We start from the raw sequence: 18,992 nt of genomic DNA, 5'->3' as shown, positions 1-18,992 counted from the left end.
TCTCAGTCCTTCTTCGTTGCGACCGCCTTGAGCGCATAGAGCGCTTCGAGCGCCGCGCGCGGCGTCATCTCGTCAGGCGAAAGATCGTCAAGCGCCGCCTCGATAGCCGATCGGACGGCGTTTGGCACGGACTGTTTTGCCGCCGGCGCCGCCGAGAAAAGCGGCAGATCGTCGATCAGCGCGGCCGCGCCCTTGTCGCGGTTCTGCTCCTCGAGTTGGTCGAGCACCTGTCGTGCCCGGCTTACGACCGCGTCGGGCAGGCCGGCAAGCCGCGCCACCTGCACGCCATAGGACCGGTCGGCGGCGCCCTGGCCGACCTCGTGCAGGAACACCACCTCGCCTTCCCATTCCTTGACCCGCATGGTGACGTTGGCCAGCCGGTCGAGCTTTTCGTGAAGCGCTGTCAGCTCGTGAAAATGAGTGGCGAACAGCGTCCGGCAGCGATTGTGCTCGTGTAGATATTCGATCGCCGCCCAGGCGATGGAAAGCCCGTCAAAGGTCGCCGTTCCCCGGCCGATCTCGTCGAGGATGACGAGCGCGTTCTCGCCGGCCTGGTTGAGGATGGCCGCGGTTTCGACCATCTCGACCATGAAGGTCGATCGCCCGCGCGCCAGATCGTCCGAGGCTCCGACACGGCTGAACAGCCGGTCGACAATGCCGATATGGGCCTGTCCGGCCGGCACGAAGGAGCCGGTCTGCGCAAGGATCGCGATCAGCGCGTTCTGGCGCAGAAAGGTCGACTTGCCGCCCATGTTCGGCCCGGTCAGAAGCCACAGCGCGCCATGGTCGGCACCGTCCTTGGGCGAAAGGTCGCAATCATTGGCGACGAACGGATCGGCGGCCTGCCGGCGCAGGGCCTGCTCGACGACCGGATGGCGCCCGCCGACGATACGGAAGGTGCGGCTGTCATCGACCACCGGCCGGCAATAGCCTTCCGAGGCGGCCAGATCGGCAAGCGCCACCGAAACGTCGATCACCGCAAGCGCATGCGCCGCGTCGCGGATGGCATCGGCATGGGCGACGCTGAGCGCGCGCAATTGCTCGAACACGGCCAGTTCGATCTCGAGTGCCCGCCCCGCGGCGTTGGCGATGCGGCTTTCAAGATCGGCCAGTTCGGTGGTGGTGAAACGCATCGCGTTCGCCATGGTCTGGCGGTGGATGAAGCGGGCCTTGGCGTCGTCGGATGCATTGAGAGCGCTCGCGTTCAGCGCGGTGACCTCGATAAAATAGCCCAGCACATTGTTGTGCTTGATCTTCAGTGACTTGACGCCGGTTTCGGCTGCGTAATCGGCCTGCAGCGATGCGATGACGCGCCGCGACTGGTCGCGCAGCGCCCTCATCTCGTCGAGCTCGTCATGATGGCCTGTGCGCACGAAACCGCCATCGCGCGCCAGAAGCGGCATGTCATCGTCCAGCGCTTTTTCCAGCGCGTCGGCGACCTCGGCGGGCGCGGCGCCGAGCATGGCACGCGCTTCGTGCAGTTCGGCGCCCAGATCGGCTCCCGACAGCACCTGGTGGACCGACGCGGCGACCGCCAGCCCGCCGCGGATGGCGGCCAGATCGCGCGGGCCGCCACGGTTCAGCGACAGGCGCGACAGCGCGCGCGCCATGTCCGGCAACGCCTTCAGATGGGCGCGCAGCGTGGCGCCCAGCCCATCGTCGGCCATGAACTGGCTCACGGAATCGAGCCGCTCGGCAATGGCGGCGACATCGGTCAGAGGCGCGCGCAGCCGTGCTGCCAGAAGCCGCGCGCCGGCGCCGGTCACCGTCCTGTCGATCGCCTTCAAAAGGCTGCCGTCGCGCTGGCCCGACAGCGTGCGTTCGAGTTCGAGATTGGTGCGCGTCGCCGGATCGATGAACAGGGTTTGCGCGCCGGTCTCGCGCTGCGGCCGCTGCAGCGCCGGCCGTTCGGACACTTGCGTCTTTTCGACATAGGCGAGCGCCCCCGATGCGGCGGCCAGTTCGGCGCGCGAGAAGTCGCCGAACCCGTCCAGCGTCGTCACGCCGAAATATCGCGCGAGCCGGTCGCCCGCCGTGGCGCTGTCGAACAGGGCGGCGGGATGTGCGCTGACAGCGCGGCCGAACTGGTCGAAGACCGGCCTGAGCTCGGGATCGTGAAAAAGCGCTTCGGGGACGATGATCTCGCGCGGCGCGATGCGGGTGAGATCGGGCAGGAGGCGCGCCGGCGCGGTTTCGCCGAGCCGGAACTCGCCGGTCGAAATGTCGATGAAGGCGTAGGCCATCTGGTCCGAGGCCCGGATGCGCGCGAGCGCCAGAAGATAGGCGTTCTCGCCCGGCTCCAGCAGCTTGTCCTCGGTGATCGTCGCGGGCGTGACCAGCCGGGTCACATCGCGGCGGACGACCGATTTCGAACCGCGTTTCTTGGCTTCGGCCGGGTCTTCGAGCTGCTCGCACACCGCCACGCGATGGCCGAGCCCTATCAGCTTCTGCAGATAGTCGTCGGCGGCATGAACCGGAACGCCGCACATCGGAATGTCCTGGCCCAGATGCTTGCCGCGCTTGGTCAGCGTGATGCCCAGCGCCCGCGAGGCGATCTCCGCGTCCTCGAAGAACAGTTCGTAGAAGTCGCCCATCCGGTAGAAAAGGAGCAGCCCCGGATTGGCCGACTTGATCTCGAGAAACTGCGCCATCATCGGCGTCGGCGCGCCGGTCGAGGCGCTGCCGCCCGCTCCGCCGCCGGTTTCCCGATGCTGTGCCGCCCTGCCATCCATCGCCTGGGACCCGTTTCGTTCCGTCCGAGCTTATGCGCGTTTACACGGCGCCGCGACAGGGATTAGAAGGTCTTTTCCCCGACTAGTGTCCGAATACAGCGCGCAAGGGACGACCCTCATGAACAAGCCTCACCGTCCCGCCGCGCCGTCCGTTTCAAAGCGTCCCGCGATCAGCGACAGCGAAGCGCTCGATTTTCACGCGCGCGGCAGGCCGGGCAAGCTCGAAGTCACGCCCACCAAGCCGATGGCGACCCAGCGCGACCTGTCGCTGGCCTATTCGCCGGGCGTCGCCGTCCCCGTCAAGGCGATCGCCGAACGGCCCGAGGCCGCCTTCGACTATACCGCGCGGGGCAACATGGTGGCCGTCATCTCCAACGGCACGGCGATCCTCGGCCTGGGCAATCTCGGCGCGCTCGCCTCAAAACCGGTGATGGAAGGCAAGGCCGTCCTCTTCAAGCGCTTTGCCGATGTCGATTCGATCGACCTGGAGGTCGACACCGAAGACATGGACGAGTTCGTCAATTGCGTGCGCCTGCTCGGCCCGTCGTTTGGCGGCATCAATCTCGAGGACATTCGCGCGCCGGACTGCTTCATGATCGAGGACCGGCTGCGCGAGGCCCTCGACATCCCGGTGTTTCACGACGATCAGCACGGCACCGCGATCATCGCCGCCGCCGGCCTGATCAACGCGCTGCATCTGACCGGCCGTGATCTGCGCGACGTCAAGATCGTCTGCAACGGCGCGGGCGCCGCCGCCATCGCCTGCATCGAGCTGGTCAAGGCGATGGGCGTGCCGCACGACAATGTCATCCTGTGCGACACCAAGGGTGTCATCCATCAGGGCCGGGGCACCGGCATGAACCAGTGGAAGTCGGCTCACGCGATCGCTACCGACCGGCGGACGCTCGCCGACGCGATGGAGGGCGCCGATGTCTTCTTCGGATTGTCGGTCAAGGGGGCGCTGACCGCCGACATGGTGCGGTCGATGGCCGACAATCCGATCATCTTCGCCATGGCCAATCCCGACCCGGAGATCACGCCCGAAGAGGTCGCCGAAATCCGCGACGATGCGATCATTGCGACCGGCCGGTCCGATTATCCCAACCAGGTCAACAATGTGCTCGGTTTTCCCTACATCTTCCGTGGCGCGCTCGATGTGCAGGCGACGACGATCAACGACGCGATGAAGGCCGCCGCGGCCAATGCCATTGCCGAACTCGCGCGCGAGGACGTGCCCGACGACGTGGCGATCGCCTATGGCGGCACGCGTCCCCGGTTCGGCCCCGGCTACATCATTCCCGTCCCGTTCGATCCCCGCCTGATTTCGGCGATCCCGGTCGCGGTGGCGCGCGCCGCGATGGAATCGGGTGTCGCGCGCCGGCCCATCGCCGACTTCGACGCCTATGCGGTCGAACTGTCCGCGCGCCGCGATCCCATCGCCGCCACGCTCCAGCGCATCTTCGATCGCGTCCGCCGCAATCCCAAGCGCATGTTCTTCACCGAGGCGGAGGAAGAGCAGGTCGTCCGCGCCGCCGTCTCCTACGTCAATCAGGGGCTCGGAACCGCCATCCTTCTGGGCCGCGAGAACCTGATCGCCGAAGCGGCGCGCAATGCCGGCGTCGATCTGGAACGCGACGACATCGAGATCGTCAATGCGCGCCTGTCGAACCGCGCCGCCGCCTATGCGGACCATCTCTACGAGCGTCTGCAGCGCGACGGTTACCTGTTCCGCGACTGCCTGCGGATGGTCAATAACGACCGCAACATCTTCGCCGCCACCGCCGTCGCGCTCGGCGATGCCGACGGCATGGTCACCGGTGTCACCCGAAACTACGCCACCGCGCTCAGCGACGTTCGGCGCGTCATCGACGTGCGGCCCGGCCACCGTGTCGTCGGCGTTTCGCTGGCGCTGTGCCGCGGGCGCACGGTGCTGGTCGCCGACACGGCGGTGCACGACATGCCGACCGCCGAGGAACTTGCCGACATCGCCGAGGAGGCGGCCGGCATGGCCCGCAAGCTCGGCTATGAACCGCGCGTGGCTATGCTGGCCTATTCGACCTTCGGCCAGCCGCAGAGCGAACGCTCCAATTCCGTGCGCGATGCCGTGCGCATGCTCGACAAGCGGCGCGTCGATTTCGAGTATGACGGCGAGATGGCCGCCGATGTCGCGCTCAACGCCGAACTGATGGCGCAATATCCGTTCTGCCGGCTGTCGGCGCCGGCCAATGTTCTGGTCATGCCGGCGTTTCACTCGGCCTCGATTGCCACCAAGATGCTGCAGGAACTGGGCGGCTCGACCGTGATCGGTCCGCTTCTCGTCGGGCTCAACAAGTCCGTTCAGATCGTTTCGCTGAACGCGCGCGATGCGGACATCGTCAACATGGCCGCGATCGCCGCCTACAATGCCGGCGGATGATCAGGCGGCGAAGCGATCCGCATCTGCACCGTAATAGGAGACATAGCGCGCGCTGATCTGTTCGACCGGCAGGACGACGAGCACATCGACCGAAGCGAACGCATGGTCGATCACCGCGCCCTCGCCGAATGTGGCGCCGAGCCGAAGATAGCCCTTGATAAGCGGCGGCAGGGCGCGCATCGCCGCCTTCAGGTCGATCGCCTCGGCCGGCATGAAATCCATGTCGACACGTGTCTCGGCCCGCGCCGTCACCGACCAGTCGCCGGTGGCGCGCGCATGATGATGCAGGAATGCCAGCGCCATCGCATGCCGCGCGGGGACGCGGCCGGCAAAGGACGCGCAGCCGAACATCACATCGATGGCGTTGCGCCGGCAATAGGCCCAGATGCCCTGCCACAGAAGTTCGATCGTACGCTTGGAGCGATAGTCCGGCAGGACACAGGAGCGGCCCAGTTCGAGAAAGCGGCGGCCGTCATGCCGTTCGAGCAGGGCGCCGATGTCGAATGCGCTGTCCGAATAAAACGGCCTGCCGGCGAGGTTTTGCTGCGGCAGGAGCCTGTAGGTGCCGATAATCCGGTCCGTGTCGGTTCCCGCGATCGCAGTGTCCAGGACGATCAGATGGTCGCACAGCGCGTCATAGCCGTCGGCATCGATCCCGTCTTCATCGCCCGGCGCCGCGAACTCGGCCGAGAAAACGGCATGGCGCAGCCTTTGTGCGGCCCGGATTTCGTCACCGGTCGTCGCAAGCCGTGCACGCAGTTTGCCGATCTCGCCCAGAAACGCCGCCGGTTCGGCGGGCGGGCGGGCCGGCTGGCTTGGCGCTGCGCGTGCGATGGTCATCGTTCGAACCCGAATCCGGTCTGCATCCGACAAGGTGAGTTGTCGGCTATGACGATCCCGTGACGCCAGTATGACACATTTTCGGCGCGCGTTAATGCCTGTTCAGGCCGCTGCGCTGTCCAGCGTTTCGAACAGGACGTGCAAGTTCTGTGCGGTCAGCGGCTTGCGCACGATCTTCTGCGCACCGACGGCAAGCAGAAGGCGCTCCAATTCCGGATCGTCGTCGGCGGTCAGCGCGACGATCGGCAGGCGCGTGTCGCCGCCATGGGCGTCCTCGTGCGTACGGAAGAGGCGGATCGCCTCGGCGCCGTCGAGCACAGGCATGTGAACGTCCATCAGCACCAGATCGAAGGCGGCGTCCGGCGCGGTCATCCGGTCGAGCGCGGCCTTGCCGTTGTCCGCAAGCGTGACAGCGTGCCCCGCCTTTTCAAGAACGCTGCATGCCAGAAGCGCGTTGACCGGATTGTCTTCGGCGAGCAGCAAGCGGCGCCGGCGCTGCGCGGCCGGCGTCACAAGGGACAACGGATTGGACAGATCGTCGGCGGGTTTGCCGTCCAGAGTACGTTCCAGAACGCGCAACAGGCTGGAGCCACGCACCGGGCGTGTCAGGAATGCATGGCCGTCGGCCTTGAACTGCGCGCCCAGCGTGCCGCGCTCCTCGGGCTCGATCAGAACCACCGGACGGCCGCCGCGCGCGGCGATCCGGTCTGCGAGGCCGAGCGCCCGATCCGGATCGCGCATCAGCCGGCTGTCGATCAGCACCGTCGCGCCCGGCATGTCGTGCAACCGGTCGAGCGCCAGCTCCGGCGCGGTCGTGTGCTCGACCGACCCGCCATGCCCCGCGATCGCATCGGCCAGCATGTCCGCCTCGCATCCGGCGCGCATCATCAGGCAGAAGTGCTGACCCGATAGCGCCTCGTCGCTCGGCTCCGCCCCTTTTTGCGGCTCGATACCCGCCGGAACGCGCACGGTGAATTCCGTTCCCATGTCGGGCGAACTTTCAAACGCGATCGTGCCGCCGAGCCGGTCGACCAGCCGTTTGGCGATGGCAAGGCCAAGCCCCGCGCCATCGTGCCGACGCGCAAGGCTCATATCTGCCTGCTCGAACGGTTCGAAGATTTGCGCCTGCTTTTCGATCGGTATGCCGGGCCCGCTGTCGCGGACGGTGATGGTCAGATCGTGCGCCCGTCCGCCATCGGAGGAAGGCGCGTGGCCGATCTCGACGGCAATGCCGCCTTCGGCGGTGAACTTGATCGCATTGGCGACGATGTTGAACAGGATCTGCCGCAGGCCCTTGGCGTCGGCGCGCATCGATACCGGCACACCCGGCGCGATCGAATAGCCGAGATCGAGCCCCTTTTCGTGCGCGCGGCCGGCCAGCAGTTCGATCACGCCGCTGGTCAGCGCGCGCATGTCCGTGGCCGAGAAGACCGGCGTGCTGGTGTCGGCGCCACTGCGGCCGAATTCCAGAAGGTCGTTGACCAGCAGCATCAGCGCTTCGGAGGACGATGTGATCGCCTCGACATAATTGCGCTGCTCGGCGGTCAACGGCGTGTCGGCCAGCAGTTTGCCCATGCCGACGATGCCGTTCAGGGGCGTGCGGATCTCATGGCTTACAATGGCCAGAAACTGGGATTTCGATGCGTTCGTCTCGTCCATGGCGTTGCCCCGCCGTCAGGTCGCGGACCCCGCAATTTCGTCCGAGGGCCGGCAATCGGCGGTCGTGATGGCCGCGCGAACCCGCACGATAGGCTGTGAAGGTTATCAACTGGTTGCGTTGACGACCCGTATGGATCAGCGGGTGTCAGCCGGCCATGTCGATGACCACGCGGCCGCGCACCTTGCCCTCGAGCAGTGCCGTCGCCGTCTCGACGATCGCGTCGAAACCGATCGTCGTCGACAGGCTTTCGAGCTTTGCCGTGTCGAGGTCGCCGACAAGCCGGCTCCAGGCTTTTTCGCGCAACGCTCTGGGCGCCATCACCGAATCGATGCCCAGCAGCGACACGCCGCGCAGGATGAAGGGCGCGACGCTCGCCGGCAGGTCCATGCCTTGCGCAAGGCCGCAGGCGGCCACCGCGCCGCCATACTGCGTTTGCGCCAGGACATTGGCGAGGGTCACCGAACCGACCGAATCGATGCCGGCGGCCCACCGCTCCTTGCCGAGCGGCCGGCCGGGTTCGGACAATTCCGCCCGATCGATGATTTCCGCCGCGCCTAGCGATTCCAGGAACGCCGATTCGCTGGTCCGCCCGGTCGAGGCGATGACCTGATAGCCCAGCTTGGAAAGAACCGAGATCGCCACCGTGCCGACGCCGCCATTGGCGCCGGTGACGACGACCGGGCCGCGGTCGGGCGTGATGCCGGCACCCTCAAGTGCAAGCACCGACAGCATCGCCGTATAGCCCGCCGTGCCAATCGCCATCGCCTGATGCGGGGTCAGCGCGTCGGGCAGCGCGATCAGCCAGTCGCCATTGACGCGCGCCCGGCCCGCATACGCGCCGTAATGCACCTCGCCGACGCCCCAGCCATTCAGAATGACCTTGTCGCCCGCCTTCCAGTCGGCATGATCGGAGGCGACAACGGTCCCGGCAAAGTCGATGCCGGGGATCATCGGCCAGCGGCGGACGACCGGCGATTTGCCGGTAATCGCGAGCCCGTCCTTGTAGTTGATCGTGGTGGCTTCGACGGCGACGACCACATCGCCTTCCATCAGGTCGTCGACGGTCAGTTCGGCGACATCGACCGACTGAACCTTGTTGTCGTCGCGCGACACCATGATCGCCTTGAACGCGTCGGCCATCGGCCTCTCCCCTCAATTGTTTCGGCGCAACCTGCCAGCGCGTTGGCCGCAAGGTCAATCGGCTTTGCGGGTGCTGCGCCACAAAAGCACTTCGTCGAGAATCACCAGGCCCGCGCCGACGGTGATCGCCGCGTCCGCCAGGTTGAAGATCGCAAACGACCAGCCCGGCGTGTGAAACAGGAAATAGTCGATCACATAGCCGTAAAGCGAGCGGTCGATCAGATTGCCGATGGCGCCGCCAATGATCAGCGCAAAGCCGAAATGGGCGACGATCCGGTCCGCCGGGCTCGACACCCACAGCCAGCTCACGAAACCGGTGACTGCAAGGCTCAGCACGATCAGCGGGCCGGCGCCCCACCCTGACAGCATCGAAAAGGCGATGCCCGGATTGTGGGTCAGAAACAGCGCGAAGAAAGGCAGAAGATCGATCCGCTCGTGATAGTCCATCGCCTGCTCGACGCCGATCTTGATCGCCTGGTCGACGGCGACCATCGCGCCGACCGTCAGGAGAGCGGTGGAGATGCGTTTCATGACGGGTCCCCGGCAACCGCGAATGCGTGCCGCCGTGCCTCGTACAAGGCCAGCCCGGTTGCGACCGCCAGATTGAGCGAATCGGCCCGTCCGGCCTGCGGGATGCGGATCAGCGTGGTGCACAGATCCGCCAGATCGGCCGGCAGCCCGGCCTGCTCATTGCCCATCAGCAAAAGGATCGGACCGCTGGCATAGTCGGGCACGCGATAGTCGACCGAGCCTTCCAGATGAGTACCGATAATCTGGCCCGGCCAGTCGCCGGCAAAGCCCTTGAATGCCTCGGCTGTCATGCGCGCCACGGGCACCGCGAAAATCGAACCCATTGTCGCGCGCACGGTTTCGGTGGCGAACGGATCGGTCGTTTCGCCGACCAGGATGACGCCCCTGGCGCCGCCGGCATCGGCGGTGCGGATGATCGTGCCCAGATTGCCGGGATCGCGCACCCGGTCGAGCGCGATCCAAAGATCGTCCGCGCCGGGCCGGATCGATGCCGCATCGGCAAATCGCCGCTGCATGACCCCAACGACCATCTGCGGATTGTCGCGCCGCGTGATCTGGCCGAGCAGCCGTTCCGGCACGATCAGAACGTCCGCACCGGCCGCCACCGCACGGGTCGCCAGCGCTGTGACCGCCTCATTTCCCTTGGCCGATGCGGCATGGATCAGCGTTTTCAGTCGCCATCCGGCGTTCATCGCATCGATGATCAGCTTCATGCCTTCGGCGAGAAAGCTGTTGGTCTCCTCCCTGTGGCGCTTTTTTTCGAGCAGCCGGATGTCCTTGATGATCGGATTGGCCGCGCTGGTGACTTCCTTGACCCGTCCCGGGGCCGCGATCGGACTGGCCATCATGCGTGTCCCGGCGTCCAGCGGCTGAACATGGAGGTCGACAGGACGCGTCCGGCACTCGTCTCGCGCAGAACCAGTTCGCCCGATTCGACATGGCCGGCCGGCGCAAAGCCGGTCATGGCCTCCATCATCGTCTCGTGGATGGCGAACATCGAGGCCCGTATCGCGTAGGCCGTCAGCACCAGCATGAGGGGCGTATCGGAAAGAATCGCGCGGCAGCCATCGAGCATGTCGGGCAGATGATCGAAGAGCTGCCAGACCTCGCCGGCCGGACCGCGGCCATAGGCCGGCGGATCGAGCAGGATGATGTCATAGGCATTGCCGCGCCGCCCTTCGCGCGCCACGAACTTCATCGCGTCTTCGCAGATCCAGCGGATCGGCTTGTCTTCAAGCCCGGCATGGGCCTGGTTCTCGCGCGCCCAGCCGATGGCCTTTTTCGAGGCATCGACATGGGTGACGTGGGCGCCGGCAGCCGCTGCCACCAGCGAGCCGACCCCGGTATAGCCGAAAAGATTCAGGACGCGCAGGGGCCGCTCCGCGCCCTCGATCGCATTGCGCATGGCGCGCCAATGCGCTGCCTGTTCCGGGAACACGCCGACATGGCGGAACGATGTGAAACGGCCGAGATAAGGCACCCCGTCGAATGCCATCGGCCAGGTTTCCGGCAGCGGTTTCGCCGGAAAACGCCAGCGGCCAAGCCCTTCCTCGTCCGTGTCGCCGGTGAACACCGCATCTGCCGCTTCCCAGTCCGGCGGGGGCAGGGCGCGGCCCCAGATCGCCTGCTGTTCGGGGCGCACCAGCGTCAGCGAGCCGTAGCGTTCGAGCTTGAGCCCGTCGCCCGTGTCGACAAGGGCGTAATCGTCGGTGGCATCGGTCTCGAGGATCAGCGGAACGGTCTCCGCCGGGCGCGCGCCGCTTCGCCGTGTCCGGGGTTCCGGAGTTTCGCCAGCCGCCCGTGGCGGCCTGTCGGCATGTTTCGGCTTGGGGCGGAAGCCGCGTGGCTCGCCGGACCTGGCGCGCGGCGCACCATCGCGTTTTGCCGCCTGTGACTTTGTGCGGCGGCCATCCCTGGCGCGGTTCTTGCTCATGGCAGGCATATGGCTGTTCGCGGTCGGCTTGTGAAGCGAAAACGCCGTTCAAAGGCCGCAGCGCGCTGCGATCAAGGCGGCGGCGGCCAGGTCCTCGAGCGATGCGCCGGTCGACTTGAACAGCGTGATCTCGTCATCGGAGGTGCGGCCCATATGATCGCCATTGACCAGTTCCATGAGTTCGGCGCGCACATGGCTGCGCTCGATCAGCCCGGCATTGATCGGCTGCACCAGATCGCCGCCCTCGTGCAGCGCCCCCGCATAGGTGTCGACGAACAGACTTGCCCGCTGCACGCACTCATCGTCGCTTTCGCGCATGGCCGGCGTGAACGCGCCGACAAGATCGACATGCGTGCCCGGCGAGAGGAGAGCGCCCTTGATCAGCGGCTCGGTCGATAGCGTCGCGCAACTGATGACATCGGCCTTGCCGACCGCCGCATCGAGGCTTTCGGCGGCGACGGCCTCGGCCGCTTGACCGTCGGCGCGCAGGCTTTCCGCAAGCCTTTCGGCGCCCGCGACAGTCCGGTTCCAGACCAGAACGTGCCTGTAGGGCCGGACGCTCAGATGCGCCCGGACCAGAAACGGCGCCAGCGCACCGGCGCCGACCATCAGCAGCGTGTCGGGTTCGGCCGGCGCGAGGTGGCGCGCGGCAAGCGCCGATGCCGCAGCCGTTCGCCACAAGGTCAGCCGGGCGCCATCGATCATCGCGATCTGCGCACCGGTCTTTTTGTCCATCAGGATGACGGAGGCCATCACGGCGGGCAGGGTGCGCGCGCCATTGTCCGGTGTCACCACGACCAGCTTGACGGCCATGTGGCGGTCGTTCCAGGCCGGCATCAGCAGCAGGGTCTGGTCGGCACTGTCCGCGTTGGCGATGGTGTGGTGGTGACGGGGCGGAGCGTGGACGCCGCCCCTGAACGCGTCCGCAAGCGTGTCGGTCAGCGCCGGAAAGTCCAGCGCAGCATCGACGTCATCGGCCGAAATGATCTTCATGGATGATCAGCGCTGCAGCACGAGCGAGGTGCCGGTCGCCGAATTGTCGCCATTGGTCCGCTTGGTCTTTTCGACCTCGTGGCGCAATTGCCGGGCCTCGCGCTTGTAGGTCCGTTCCTGCTTGCGGTGTTTGCCCTGGGCCAGCCAGGCGCCGAAACCGCCGGCAACCACGCCGATCGCAGCCGCCACGAACAGCCAGACGAACAGCGGCGCCTGATAGGTCAGCGCGGGATTGCCCGGATTGAACACGTCGATCGACAGCGGCACCGATGTCCTGTTGGCAACCATCAGCGCGATCAGGACGATGGCCAGCGGGATCAGGATCAGGACGTTGAAGATGCGGCGCATGAAGGCGGCTCGAACGGTTTGCGTTGCGGTGCGCTTTACTTACCGCCGTTCAGGCGGTTCCGCAATTCCTTGCCCGTCTTGAAGAAGGGCACCCACTTCTCCTCGACCATCACCTTTTCGCCGGTGCGCGGATTGCGCCCCTCGCGGGCCGGGCGGTTCTTGACCGAAAAGGCGCCGAAGCCGCGCAGTTCCACCCGGTTGCCTTCGGCCAGCGTGTCGCCGATCTCGTCGAGCACCGCATTGACGATGTTCTCGACATCCCGCTGGTAGAGATGCGGGTTGCGGTTGGCGATGATTTGAACGAGTTCGGATTTGATCATGGCTCTGCCGTCGGCGAGGTCAGCAAGGCGTCAGCGTGCCAAAGCGAGATCAGCCCGTCAAGGAAAAGCCTTTGGTTCAGGGCCTTTGTGACCGATGAGGCCGGGTTGGAAAGCCCGATCCGGCCGGCGACGAATTCGGCCGCGATGCCGAGGCCAAATAGGCCCGAATCCTCGCGGCGTGGCTCCCAACGAACGATCTTCAGGTCCTCGTCGATACCTTGTGCGGTCAGCCAGGCGCGGGCTGCGTCCTCGCCGCCCAGTTCATCGACCAGCCCGTTGGCAAGGCTCACCCGGCCCGAATAGACCGACCCGTCGGCGAGCCGGTCGATCGTCGCCTGGTCGAAGCCGCGCCGCTCGGCGACCAGTTCCTTGAACCAGTCGAAACTGTCCATGACGAGCGCGCGCAGCATTTCCTCGGCGCCTTCGGGCGGTTCGCCGAAAAAGGACGGTTCGGCCTTGAGCGGCGTCGATTTGATCGCCCTTACGTCGACGCCCCAGTTCTCCAGAAGACCGGTGAAGTTCGGATATTGCACGATCACGCCGATCGACCCGACGATCGACGACTGGCGGGCGACGATGCGGTCGGCGGCGACCGCCACCATATAGCCGCCGGATGCGGCAAGCGTGTCGATCTGGGCGACCACCGGCTTTTCGGCGGCCAGCTTGCGGACCGCATCATGGACCGCTTCGCTGCCAGCGGTGGTGCCGCCAGGCGAATCGATGGCGATGATCACGGCCTTGGCCTGTTCGCTCCTGCGCACCCGCTCGATCAATGCCAGCAGGCGGTCGTCGCCCGTGATCGTGCCTTCGATGGCGATCCGTGCCACATGGGACCGGGTTTGCGGGCCGAAACGGTCGCCGCTGAATGAAGCGGTCAGCGCGATCAGGCCGGCAACGATCACGATGATGGTGATCGCGCGCCAGAAGGAGAGTTTCCGGCGCATCCGCTGCCGGTCTATGATATCGTCGGCCCGCAACGGTTCCATGGGTTCTCTCTCCGCTTGGCGTGTGGCGACGGGCCGCCGGGACATCCAAAAACGACCACATTGGAAACTTAATCGATCCCGACCGGGATTCCAGCCTCCCGAAAGCAATGTGCGACAGGCTGTGACGACTCACCGCGCCAGCTGCGGATGAAGGACTTGGGCATGGGCGAAGGATTTGGGCATGGGGCTTGAAGCGCGCAAAGAGCCGACATCGCCCGGCAGCGGCCGGCGGTTCGCGCGTGCCGCCAGCCATTCAAGGCGCGTGCGGCTGTTGCGCTGGCTGGTCCCGGCGGTCGCGGCCGTTGCCCTTGTCGGGGTTGCCGGCGTCATGGCAATATCGCGCATCGCCCTGCCGGGCATCGATGTGGATCTGGCGTCAAGCGCCATCGTCGACGGCAAGCTGGTGATCGCCGAACCGCGTCTTGACGGCTTTACGCCCGATCAGCGCGCCTACAGCGTCTCGGCCCGGTCCGCGACCCAGGAGATCGGCGCCGATCCGTTGACACTTCAGGAGCTGCGCGCCGATGTCGAGTTGGAAGACGGCACGACCGCCTTTCTCAGTGCCGAAAACGGTGTCTTCAATCCTGCCGATAACAGTCTCGTTCTGGGAGAACGCGCCCTGCTCGAAACGACCGGCGGCGTCAGGGCCATTTTTTCCGATGCGGAGGTCGATCTTGCCACTGGCGATCTGGTCGTGCGCGACACGGTTGAGATCGAGCAGCCCGGCATGCGGATCATCGCCGACCGGCTGACGGTTGAGGGCCACGGCAAAAGGCTGGTGTTTGAAAACAACGTCAACGTCATGATAGAGCCGACCGCCATCACCGCCAGGGTACAAACGGATACACAGCAATGAACAGGCAGAATTGGGGGCGCAACGCCCGAGCTTTCGCGCTGCTGGCGGCCCTATGCGCCCCTATCCTGGTCACGGCCCATGCCCATGCCCAGGTCGGCGGTGGCGACTTCTCGCTGTCCGGTGACGAACCCGTGCAGGTCGATGGCGATCGGCTCGAGGTGCTCGAGGACGAGGGCATGGCGGTTTTCGAAGGCAATGTCCGGGTGGTTCAGGGCGATACGGTTTTGCGGACGGGCAAACTGGTCATCCGCTATGCGCGCGGCGGCGACGGTTCGCTGGCAACGGGCGGCGCGCAGATCGACCGATTGGAGGCGAGCGGCGGCGTCAACATCCAGACCGCGACGCAGGTCGCCACCGGCGAGACCGGCACCTACGACATGGCATCCGAGGTCCTGATCCTGTCGGGCAAGCGGGTGACGCTGTCGGAGGACGGGAACGTCGCGACCGGGTGCCTCTTGACCGTCGACATGCGCGCCAATCGCTCCCGGCTCGAAGGATGCCGTGACCAGGGATCGCGTCCGACCATCCTGATCCAGCCGCAAAGCCGCTGACCCGGTCCCCGGAACCCGACGAGATGCGCCCCCGTGTTGTCCCTGTTCAAACAGCGTAGGTCCGGCACAGCCGCCAAGGGCGGCCAGAACCTCGGCGGAACGCTCGTCGCGCGCGGACTGACCAAGAGCTATCGCGGCCGCAAGGTGGTCGATGGCGCCTCGATGGCGCTTCGGGCCGGTGAAGCGGTCGGCCTTCTGGGCCCCAACGGGGCGGGCAAGACGACCTGCTTTTACATGGTCACGGGGCTCGTGCCCGTCGACAGCGGCCAGATTCTACTCGACGGCCATGACGTGACGGCGATGCCTATGTATCAGCGCGCGCGCCTGGGCATCGGCTATCTGCCGCAGGAAGCATCGATCTTCCGCGGCCTTTCGGTCGAGCAGAACATCATGGCGATCCTGGAAGTCGTGGTGAAGAATGCCGCCGAACGCGCGCGCAAGCTCGATGCCCTGCTCGACGAATTCTCGATCGCCCATCTGCGCAAGGCGCCCTCGATTGCGCTGTCGGGCGGCGAGCGCCGGCGGTGCGAGATCGCTCGCGCGCTGGCCTCCGATCCGGCCTTCATGCTGCTGGACGAGCCGTTCGCGGGCGTCGACCCGATCGCCGTTTCAGACATTCAGGGCCTGGTGCGCCATCTGACCAAGCGCGGCATCGGTGTTCTGATCACCGATCACAACGTCCGCGAAACGCTGGGCCTGATCGACCGCGCCTATATCATCCATGCCGGCAGCGTGCTGACACATGGCCGTCCCGACGAGATCATCGCCAATCCGGACGTGCGCCGTCTTTACCTTGGCGACCAGTTTAGCCTTTGATCCCACCCGTGCGGCTGGCCACGCCGGGCAAAACCCGCTTTAATGACGCTATGCAAGTGTCGGGCCAATCGGGCCGGCCATAACCAAGCGGGACGAAATCTTCCATGGCGCTGACCGCCCGGCTCCATCTGCGTCAAGCCCAGACGATGGCGATGACGCCGCAATTGCTGCAGTCGATCCGTCTGCTGCAATTCTCGCACATGGAGCTCGAACGGTTCATCGACGACCAGATCGAGCGCAACCCGCTGCTCGAACGCGCCGACGAGGCGGGCACGGCGCAGCCGGCGGCCGAGATGCCCGAACCCGCCCTGCCGGTGGATGCGGCCGGCATGGCCGACCGACTCGATACCTCGCTGGAAAACGTCTTTCCCGACGATCCGGGCCGGACCGATGGCTCGGCCTCCGCCCGAAAAGGGGCGCATCGGGAGCGTCAGCCCGGACTGCCATCGATGGGCGTGCCGGACACCGATTGGCCGGTGGAGGAGTTCGCCGACCGCCCACCGGGCCTGCGCGAACATGTGCGCGACCAGATCGCCATGACCGTGCGCGGCCAGGCCGACCGGGCGATCGCCATCGACCTCGCCGATCATCTGGACGCGCGCGGATATATCGAGGCCGATCTCGACGCCATCGCCACGCGGCTGGCAGTGCCGCGCGCGGCGATCGATCGCGTGCTGGGCATGGTGCAGACCTTCGATCCGGCCGGACTGTTTGCGCGCGACCTGCCCGAGTGCCTGGCGTTGCAGTGCGCGCGCCGCGACCGGCTGGACCCGGCGATGCGGGCACTTCTCGAAAATCTCGAATTGCTGGCGCGGCGTGATTTCAAGGCTCTGTCGCGTCTGTGCGGCGTCGATCAGGCCGATCTCGTGGACATGCTGGCGGAGATACGAACCCTCGATCCGCGCCCCGGCCTTGCTTTCGAACACAGCCCCGTCCAGGCGGTCGTGCACGATGTAGAGGTGCGGAAGGGCGCCGACGGAGCGTGGCAGATCGAACTCAACCGCGATTCGCTGCCGCGCGTTCTGGTTGATCGTGACTATTATGCGACCGTGACCGCCGGCGCGCTGGACGGCGCGGAAAAGTCGTTCATGACGCAATGTCTTCAGGATGCGCACTGGCTCGAGCGCAGCCTCGACCAGCGCGCCACCACGGTGCTCAAGGTCGCAACCGAGATCGTGCGCCAGCAGGACGGGTTTCTGACCGAAGGTGTCAGCGCCCTCAAGCCGCTAACCATGAAGATGGTCGCCGACGAAATCGCCATGCATGAGTCGACCGTCAGCCGCGTCGTCGCCAACAAGTTCATGATGACGCCGCGCGGCCTTTACGAATTGCGATTTTTCTTCTCCGGCGCGATCTCGGCGACCGATGGCGGTGATCGCGACCATGCGACCGAAAGCGTGCGTCAGCGCATCCGCGATCTCATAGAGGCCGAACGTCCCGAGAAGGTGCTGTCCGATGATGCGCTGGTGGTCCAGCTGCGGGCGGACGGCATCGACATCGCGCGGCGGACGGTCGCCAAGTACCGGGAATCGATGAACATTGCATCCTCCGTCCAACGCCGGCGCGAAAAGCGCGCTCTTGTGCTTGCCGGAACGTGACCGGGCATTTGGCGGCCGGTTTCGCGGTGATTGCCCTTCACAATCCACCCCGATTGCACCAATCTGGCGGCGAGGCCACAAAGAGCCGCGGCCAATCCCCGGCCGCACGACGGGGCACAACACGAAGAGGTAGGACCATGAGTCTGCGCGTTTCGGGAAAACACATGGAGATCGGCGATGCGTTCCGCACACGCATCGAGGACCGGATCGACGAGGCGATCGACAAGTATTTCGGCGGACGCGCCTCGGGCCATGTGGTGGTCGAAAAGTCGCGATCCCGATTCACCACCGACTGCACGCTGCACCTCGATTCGGGCACGGTCCTCCAGGCAACCGGCGAGGCTCAGGACCCGCAGGCCTCCTTCGACGCCGCCGCCGAGCGGATCGAAAAGCGCCTGCGCCGCTACAAGCGCCGGTTGAAGTCCCACCATGCCAACGGTGCGGCCACGCGGGTCGAGGAATATGCCTACCGCGTGCTCGAGGCGCTGCCCCAGGACGAGGATGAAGAGCTTCCCGACGACTACGCGCCGCTCGTCATCGCCGAGACCAAGATGAGTTTGTCCACCATGCCGGTCTCTTCGGCGGTTTTGCAACTGGACCTTCAGGACACGCCGGTCTATGTGTTCCGCAATGCTGGGAGCGGCGACGTCAACCTTGTGTATCGCCGCCCCGATGGACATATCGGCTGGATCGATCCGGGATCGTTGAAGTAGGGATCGGCAACCGCGCGGGACCAGATGCCCGCGCCGCGGTTTGCTTCGATCCGTCCCGGAGACCAAGGCCGCCGACCCAAGAGGGAATAACGATGGATCTGGGCGATATTCTCGCGGAAAACGCCGTGACCGGCGATCTGCGCGCCAGTTCGAAGAAGCAATTGCTGCAAGCCGTCTCAGAACATGCCGCCGAACTGACCGGCCTGTCGGCACGCGAGATTTTCGACACTGTCCTGCAGCGCGAAAAGCTCGGGTCGACGGGCGTGGGGAACGGCATCGCCATTCCGCACGCCAAGTTTCCCGGCTTCGACCGGATCGCCGGCGTGTTTGCGCGGCTGCACGAGCCGATCGATTTCGATGCGCTTGACGAGCAGCCCGTCGATCTGGTCTTTCTGCTGTTGGCGCCGGAAAATGCCGGCGCCGACCATCTCAAGGCGCTGTCGCGCGTGGCGCGCCTGATGCGCGATCCCGGTCGCGTTGCCCTTTTGCGGGCGACCAGCGATCCGCAGGCGCTCTATCATCATCTGGTGGAAGGGCCGGCCTCCAACGCCGCCTGAGC

18 protein-coding genes are annotated in these 18,992 nt (G+C 65.9%); 7 read left to right on the top strand and 11 right to left on the bottom strand.

All coding sequences use genetic code 11. The features are described 5' to 3' along the window. Positions 1-2: 2 nt before the first annotated feature. Entirely contained in the window at positions 3-2,654 is a 2,652-nt protein-coding gene (gene mutS / locus DEM25_RS00890; RefSeq protein WP_109766857.1) for a DNA mismatch repair protein MutS, read from the bottom strand. Between the two features lie 196 nt (positions 2,655-2,850). Between mutS and DEM25_RS00885 the strand changes: the two genes are divergently transcribed. Then, on the top strand, positions 2,851-5,148 hold the full coding sequence (locus DEM25_RS00885) for an NADP-dependent malic enzyme (protein WP_109766777.1): 2,298 nt from the start codon (positions 2,851-2,853) through the stop codon (positions 5,146-5,148). On the opposite strand, the gene olsB is transcribed toward DEM25_RS00885, so the two are convergent. The 10 genes from olsB to sppA all read right to left on the bottom strand — a co-directional run bounded on the left by olsB (position 5,149) and on the right by sppA (position 13,899). Next, a complete protein-coding gene (gene olsB / locus DEM25_RS00880) occupies positions 5,149-5,988 on the bottom strand; it encodes a l-ornithine N(alpha)-acyltransferase (protein WP_109766778.1) in 840 nt (279 codons plus the stop codon). Between the two features lie 102 nt (positions 5,989-6,090). Further along, complete coding sequence (locus DEM25_RS00875) at positions 6,091-7,647, bottom strand: ATP-binding protein (RefSeq protein ID WP_109766779.1); 1,557 nt, start codon at positions 7,645-7,647, stop codon at positions 6,091-6,093. 145 nt (positions 7,648-7,792) lie between these two features. After that, entirely contained in the window at positions 7,793-8,788 is a 996-nt protein-coding gene (gene acuI, locus DEM25_RS00870; protein WP_109766780.1) for an acrylyl-CoA reductase (NADPH), read from the bottom strand. A gap of 54 nt (positions 8,789-8,842) precedes the next feature. Next, positions 8,843-9,319 carry a signal peptidase II gene (gene lspA / locus DEM25_RS00865; RefSeq protein WP_109766781.1) on the bottom strand — a complete coding sequence of 159 codons (477 nt, stop codon included), beginning with the start codon at positions 9,317-9,319 and terminating at the stop codon, positions 8,843-8,845. Further along, positions 9,316-10,164 (bottom strand): TrmH family RNA methyltransferase, encoded by an 849-nt coding sequence (locus tag DEM25_RS00860; protein ID WP_109766858.1) that lies wholly within the window; start codon positions 10,162-10,164, stop codon positions 9,316-9,318. Before DEM25_RS00860 ends, lspA begins: the two co-directional genes overlap by 4 nt. Further along, a complete protein-coding gene (locus tag DEM25_RS00855) occupies positions 10,164-11,261 on the bottom strand; it encodes an RsmD family RNA methyltransferase (protein ID WP_196780228.1) in 1,098 nt (365 codons plus the stop codon). The genes DEM25_RS00860 and DEM25_RS00855 overlap by 1 nt, the downstream gene beginning before the upstream one ends. Before the next feature lie 39 nt (positions 11,262-11,300). Continuing rightward, positions 11,301-12,245 carry a bifunctional Delta(1)-pyrroline-2-carboxylate/Delta(1)-piperideine-2-carboxylate reductase gene (gene lhpI / locus DEM25_RS00850; protein ID WP_109766782.1) on the bottom strand — a complete coding sequence of 315 codons (945 nt, stop codon included), beginning with the start codon at positions 12,243-12,245 and terminating at the stop codon, positions 11,301-11,303. 6 nt (positions 12,246-12,251) lie between these two features. Continuing rightward, positions 12,252-12,593 (bottom strand): LapA family protein, encoded by a 342-nt coding sequence (locus DEM25_RS00845; protein WP_109766783.1) that lies wholly within the window; start codon positions 12,591-12,593, stop codon positions 12,252-12,254. 35 nt (positions 12,594-12,628) lie between these two features. Further along, a complete protein-coding gene (locus tag DEM25_RS00840; RefSeq protein WP_109766784.1) occupies positions 12,629-12,913 on the bottom strand; it encodes an integration host factor subunit beta in 285 nt (94 codons plus the stop codon). Continuing rightward, the gene (gene sppA, locus DEM25_RS00835) at positions 12,910-13,899 is read right to left on the bottom strand and encodes a signal peptide peptidase SppA (protein WP_109766785.1); all 990 of its coding nucleotides are present in this window, start codon (positions 13,897-13,899) and stop codon (positions 12,910-12,912) included. Before sppA ends, DEM25_RS00840 begins: the two co-directional genes overlap by 4 nt. A gap of 181 nt (positions 13,900-14,080) precedes the next feature. Here sppA and DEM25_RS00830 point away from each other — a divergent pair, with 181 nt between their 5' ends. The 6 genes from DEM25_RS00830 (at position 14,081) to ptsN (ending at position 18,990) form a co-directional block, all read left to right on the top strand. Continuing rightward, on the top strand, positions 14,081-14,755 hold the full coding sequence (locus DEM25_RS00830; RefSeq protein WP_120222605.1) for a hypothetical protein: 675 nt from the start codon (positions 14,081-14,083) through the stop codon (positions 14,753-14,755). Then, the gene (locus DEM25_RS00825) at positions 14,752-15,306 is read left to right on the top strand and encodes an LptA/OstA family protein (RefSeq protein WP_109766787.1); all 555 of its coding nucleotides are present in this window, start codon (positions 14,752-14,754) and stop codon (positions 15,304-15,306) included. Before DEM25_RS00830 ends, DEM25_RS00825 begins: the two co-directional genes overlap by 4 nt. Positions 15,307-15,348: 42 nt before the next feature. Continuing rightward, positions 15,349-16,122 (top strand): LPS export ABC transporter ATP-binding protein, encoded by a 774-nt coding sequence (lptB, locus tag DEM25_RS00820; protein WP_245412714.1) that lies wholly within the window; start codon positions 15,349-15,351, stop codon positions 16,120-16,122. Positions 16,123-16,226: 104 nt separating this feature from the next. Further along, complete coding sequence (gene rpoN, locus DEM25_RS00815) at positions 16,227-17,720, top strand: RNA polymerase factor sigma-54 (protein ID WP_109766789.1); 1,494 nt, start codon at positions 16,227-16,229, stop codon at positions 17,718-17,720. A gap of 137 nt (positions 17,721-17,857) precedes the next feature. After that, positions 17,858-18,433, top strand: a complete 576-nt coding sequence (gene hpf / locus DEM25_RS00810; RefSeq protein WP_109766790.1) for a ribosome hibernation-promoting factor, HPF/YfiA family — start codon at positions 17,858-17,860, stop codon at positions 18,431-18,433. A gap of 92 nt (positions 18,434-18,525) precedes the next feature. Then, positions 18,526-18,990, top strand: coding sequence for a PTS IIA-like nitrogen regulatory protein PtsN (gene ptsN, locus DEM25_RS00805; RefSeq protein WP_109766791.1), 465 nt, complete (start codon positions 18,526-18,528; stop codon positions 18,988-18,990). Positions 18,991-18,992 lie beyond the last annotated feature (2 nt).

The sequence above is a fragment of the Oceaniradius stylonematis genome, assembly GCF_003149475.2.
GTDB lineage: Bacteria > Pseudomonadota > Alphaproteobacteria > Rhizobiales > Rhizobiaceae > Roseitalea > Roseitalea stylonematis.
Note: the sequence above shows the minus strand (reverse complement) of the source record. Positions and strands in the feature narration are given on the sequence as shown.